This is a genomic window from Intrasporangium sp. (genome assembly GCF_036566125.1).
Lineage (GTDB): Bacteria > Actinomycetota > Actinomycetes > Actinomycetales > Dermatophilaceae > Intrasporangium.
In genome coordinates this window covers 1-4733 of record NZ_DATCWX010000179.1, presented here as the reverse complement: position 1 = coordinate 4733, position 4733 = coordinate 1, and the positions used below count along the sequence as shown (strand labels likewise).

Here is a 4733-nt window from a genome sequence, read left to right as displayed (position 1 = left end):
CGAGCGGCTGCACCCACCGCAGCCACTGGCGTGCAGGACCCATCGTCGTCGCCTCCCTCCCCTGACGTGGTTCCCCTCACGACGGACGACGGCTGTGGCCCGGGTCTGGTTCACGCCGGTCCGGTCTGGTTCGCTCTGGTTCACCTCCGAGCGAGCGTCGTGAGGACCGCGGACACCAGCTCGGCGGTGCGCGACCACGGGGGGAGGCTGCGCCGGCGCTCCGTCGCTCTGCGCCGGAGTCGCTCCCGGAGGGCGGCGTCGGTCAGCCACGCCCGCAGCGCCGCGGCCAGGGCGGCCGGGTCGTCGGTGGGGACCAGGAGGCCGGGTCTGCTGTCTTCGCGAGTGTCGTCCGCGTCGCCGTGTCCGAGGGCGTGCGGGAGGCCGCCCACCGACGTGCCGATGACGGGGAGGCCGTGTGCGAGGGCCTCGGTCACGACCATCCCGTATGTCTCGACTCGGGAGGGCTGGACGAGGACGTCGGCAGCGGCGTACGTCTGGTCCAGGGCGGTGCGGTCGAGCGGGCCGACGAGCTGGACCCGGTCCTGGATGCCGGCTCGGTGGGCCTGCGCGGAGATGCGCTCGACGAAGCCCGGGTCCGGGGCCAAGGGTCCCGCGCAGGTGCAACGCCACGGCAGGTCTTGGAGTGAGGCGAGCGCCGCGACGAGCAGGTCGTGGCCCTTCAACGGCGTCACTGCGGCGACGCAGAGCAGTTCCCCACCGGCCGGTGTGCCGGGCGCCAAGGGGGACCGGTCGACTCCCGGCTCGGCGACGTGGACGCGGCTGGGGTTGAGGCCGTGGAGAGCGAGGATGCGATCCCGGGTCCACTGGCTCGTCGTCAGGACCACGGCCGCGGCGTTGAGCACCGCGCGCTCGCGCGGACCCTCGACGGGCAGGTGGACGAGGACGGCGAGCGGCAGACGGCGGGCAAGGGGGACCAGGACCTCGGGGCTGTTGGATGCGAGGAGGCCGTCGACGAGCGTCGGGTCGCCGTCGGGCAGGCGGGCTGTGACGTCCTCGAGGGTTCGTCGGGATGCCGCATCCGGCTCCGGCCACGCGCCGGGGACGAGGTGCTCGGTGACGGACCACCCCAGCGAGCGGAGCCCCTCGACAAGACGCTGGTCGTAGGTGTTGCCGCCACTCGGCCGCAGCTGGTCGGGAACCGAGTCGGGGACGACGGCGTGCAGGCGCCTCACACGGAGCGCTCGTAGGAGGCCCAGGCGACGTGCGACTCGTGCAGGGTCACGAGGATTCCGGTCACCTGGCCGGGTGCGGTTCCGAGTGACCCTTCTGCGACGCGGTCTGCGAGCCGGTCGGCGACGAGGCGGGCGAGCACCTCGGTCGAGGTGTTGCGGCCGAGGGACGGGTCGTCGTCGAGGTTGCGGTAGCTCAGCGCGCCGACGACCTCGTGGACCTGCTCCGTCGCGAGCCCGATGTCGAGGAGGATGCCGGCGTCGTCGAGCTCCGGGCCCCGGAACGTCGCGTCGACGACGAAGGTGGCGCCGTGGAGCTGCTGGGCCGGGCCGAAGCGCTCGCCCTCGAAGCTGTGGGCGATCATCATGTGGTCCCGCACGGTCACGCTGAACATGGCTCTACCCCGCTGGCTTGGTTGCTGTGTCTGGAGCTGGGTCGGTTGCTGCGTAGCTGATGGAGTGGCAGATGGCGGACCGGCTGCCGTCGGCGAGGCCGGCGAGGACGTCGGGCAGGTCATCGAAGGGGGACCGGCCGGTGATGAGGGCGTCGAAGCCGGGGTCTCGGAGCAGCTCGAGGGCGAGCGCGAGCCGCTGGGAGAACGTGTAGCGGCTGCGGCGCGCCGGGGAAACGCTCCCGACCTGGCTCGCGCGGATGCCGAGGCGTCCCGAGTGGAAAGTGCCGCCGAGCGAGAGCTGGACGGTGGAGTCGCCGTACCAGCTGAGCTCGATGACGGTGCCCTCGGCCCGGAGCAGGTCGAGCGAGGTCTGGAGCCCGGCCGCGGTGGCGCTCGCGTGGACGACGAGGTCGCAGTCCCCGAGGGGCAGCTCGTCGCTCTCATCCGGTCGGGCGAAGCCGACGCCGAGGCTTCGTGCCAGGTCGGCGCGCGTCGGATCGACATCGACGAGCGTCACGTGGACGCCAGGGAAGCGGCCCAGCAGGCGAGCGACGCTGCAGCCGACCATGCCCGCCCCGACCACGGCAACCCGGTCACCGACGAGGGGCGCGGCGTCCCACAGCGCGTTGACCGCGGTCTCGACAGTGCCGGCCAGCACGGCCCTCTCGGGGGGCACATCGTCGGGGACGACGACGACTGCGCTCGCCGGGACGACGTAGGCCGTCTGGTGGGGATGGAGGCAGAAGACGGTGCGACCGACGAGGTCATCGGTGCCGTCGCCGCCCTGCTCGACGATGCCGACATTGAGGTAGCCGTACTTCACCGGCGCGGGGAACTCGCCCTCCTGGTGCGGTGCCCGCATGGCGTCCCACTGGCTGGCCGGCACCTCGCCACGGAAGACGAGTGTCTCGGTGCCCCGGCTCACGCCCGAGTAGAGCGTGCGGACCAAGACCTCGTCGTCGCCGGGCTCGGTCAGGCGCACCGGTCGGATCTCTCCCCGGCCCGGCTCGACCAGCCAGAACGCGCGTTCGTCGGTCGCCACGGCGCCAGCGTAACGAGGGGCCGGTGAACGTGGGCGGACCCGGCGGCGTCCTTGGTGTCGCCTGGCTGAGGCGGGAGGTGGCGAGATGCTGGTGGTCCCCGAGGACCTGACGAGATTCGGCCCGGCCGATCGCGTCACCTTGGCTCGCGCCGTCCTCGCCTGCGCCGTCGCGGGTCTCGCCGCAGCCGCTGCCCTCGGTGGTCCGGACGCTCCTGCCGCGGAGGGGGCCCTCGGCCTCCTCGTCGGCCTGGCATCCGTGGCGCTCGTGCTCGACGCTGTCGACGGCTGGGTGGCTCGCCGCACCGGCACGGTGAGCGCGTTCGGGGCACGGTTCGACCTGGAGGTGGACGCGTTCCTCATCGCGGTGCTCAGCCTGCACGTCGCCCGAGAGGTCGGCTGGTGGGTTGCCGCCATCGGCGCTGCTCGTTACGTCCTCCTCGTGGCGCAGCAGCTGGTCCCGTGGCTGCGCTTCGAGCTTCCACCGAGTCGGTGGCGAAAGGCGGTTGCGGCGTATCAGGGCGTCGCCCTGACGGCCGCGGCCGCGCACGTCCTGCCATCTGCGGTGGCGGCCGGCCTCCTCCTCGCTGGCCTGTCGGCCCTCACCGCGTCGTTCGGGACCGAGGTCCAGGCGCTCTGGCGCGTCCGGCCTCCCGTTGCCGTGGAGCCGGCGCCCTCCTGCATCGGGTCGGTCCTCGAGTGATGCGCAGGGCGGCTCTGACAGTCGTTGCCGGCGCGCTCGTGTGGGTCGCGCTCGTCGCCCCGGAGGCCACGGCGCTCCTGACCCCGGTCGCGCTGGTCCGCATCCCGATCGAAGGACTCATCCTGGTGGCGGCCGCCCTCGTCCTGCCGCCGCGAGTCCGCCGTTGGGTGCTCGCACCGGTCGGTGTGCTGCTGGCTCTGCTCCTGCTCATCCGGGTCCTCGACTGGGCGTTCCGGTCCTTCTTCTACCGGCCCTACAACCTGATGAGCGACTGGCGCTACGCCGACTCGGGCTTCGACCTGCTCCGTGACGCCGCTGGCTCCACCGTCGCAATCGCCGCGGCGGCCGGAGTCGTCGTGCTCTTCGGCGGCCTCTTCGTCGCGGTGCCGCTGGCACTCCGTCGGCTCGCCGGTGTCATCGACCGGCACCGGACCGGTGCGGCGCGTGGGGTCGGGGTGCTCGCAGCCGCCTGGGTCGTCCTGGCGGCGGTCGGCGTCACCCTCGCCCCCGGGGTTCCCGTGGCGTCGTGGAGCACCGCGGCGCTCGCCTCCGAGCAGGGCGTCAAGGCGGTCGCCGACGTGCGCGACCAGGGCGCCTTCGCGAGGGACATCGCGGCGGACCGCTTCAAGGAGGTCCGCGGACCCCAGCTGATGCAGGCGCTGCAGGGCAAGGACGTCCTCATCGTCTTCGTCGAGAGCTACGGGAGAGTGGCCGTGGACGGGTCGAGCCTCGTGGACGCGACCCTCGCATCGGGCACGGACCGGTTACACGCCCAAGGCTTCTCGAGCCGGAGCGCGTGGTTGACCTCGTCCACCTTCGGCGGCTTCAGCTGGCTCGCCCACGCGAGCCTCCAGTCGGGCCTCTGGGTCAACACCCAACAGCGCCACGACCAGCTCATGTCGACCAACCGTCTCACCCTGAGTCGCGCCTTCGCGAACGCCGGTTGGCGGACCGTCGCCGTCGTCCCGGCGAACCGTCACGACTGGCCCGAGGGCTCCTCCTTCTACGGCTATGACACCGTCTACGACGCACGCACCCTGGGCTATGCCGGCCCCGGCTGGGGCTACGCCCCGATGCCCGACCAGTACACCCTCTCGGCCCTCGACCACCTCGAGCTCGCGAAGGCGGGCCGCCGCCCGGTCCTGGCCGAGGTCGACCTCGTCACGAGCCACGTCCCGTGGGCGCCGCTCCCGCGGCTCGTCGACTGGTCTTCCATCGGGGACGGCTCGGTCTACTGGTCGATGGCGGGCAAGGCGCCCACCCAGGACACTGTGTGGCGGACCGAGCAGGGCGTGCGCGCCGCCTATGCGCAATCCATCGCCTACTCCCTGGACAGCCTCGTGTCGTTCCTCGAGCACGCGCGCGACAACAACCTCGTGGTGCTCATGCTCGGTGACCACCAGCCG

5 protein-coding genes are annotated in these 4733 nt (G+C 72.5%); 2 read left to right on the top strand and 3 right to left on the bottom strand.

The window, feature by feature from the left end; all coding sequences use genetic code 11:
* Positions 1-140: 140 nt before the first annotated feature.
* Genes VIR15_RS10755 through VIR15_RS10745 form a run of 3 tightly spaced genes read right to left on the bottom strand, consistent with a single transcriptional unit; the run spans position 141 to position 2627 of the window.
* On the bottom strand, positions 141-1193 hold the full coding sequence (locus VIR15_RS10755) for a glycosyltransferase family 4 protein (protein WP_331927474.1): 1053 nt from the start codon (positions 1191-1193) through the stop codon (positions 141-143).
* On the bottom strand, positions 1190-1585 hold the full coding sequence (locus VIR15_RS10750) for a 6-pyruvoyl trahydropterin synthase family protein (RefSeq protein ID WP_331927473.1): 396 nt from the start codon (positions 1583-1585) through the stop codon (positions 1190-1192). Before VIR15_RS10750 ends, VIR15_RS10755 begins: the two co-directional genes overlap by 4 nt.
* A 4-nt stretch (positions 1586-1589) precedes the next feature.
* Complete coding sequence (locus tag VIR15_RS10745; protein WP_331927472.1) at positions 1590-2627, bottom strand: zinc-dependent alcohol dehydrogenase; 1038 nt, start codon at positions 2625-2627, stop codon at positions 1590-1592.
* Between the two features lie 85 nt (positions 2628-2712).
* On the opposite strand from VIR15_RS10745, the gene VIR15_RS10740 reads away from it, so the two are divergent.
* Together VIR15_RS10740 and VIR15_RS10735 are read left to right on the top strand one after the other, a co-directional pair.
* Positions 2713-3327 (top strand): CDP-alcohol phosphatidyltransferase family protein, encoded by a 615-nt coding sequence (locus VIR15_RS10740; RefSeq protein ID WP_331927471.1) that lies wholly within the window; start codon positions 2713-2715, stop codon positions 3325-3327.
* Positions 3327-4733: alkaline phosphatase family protein (locus VIR15_RS10735; RefSeq protein WP_331927470.1), on the top strand; the 1407-nt coding region annotated here is incomplete at its 3' end. The genes VIR15_RS10740 and VIR15_RS10735, both read left to right, overlap by 1 nt.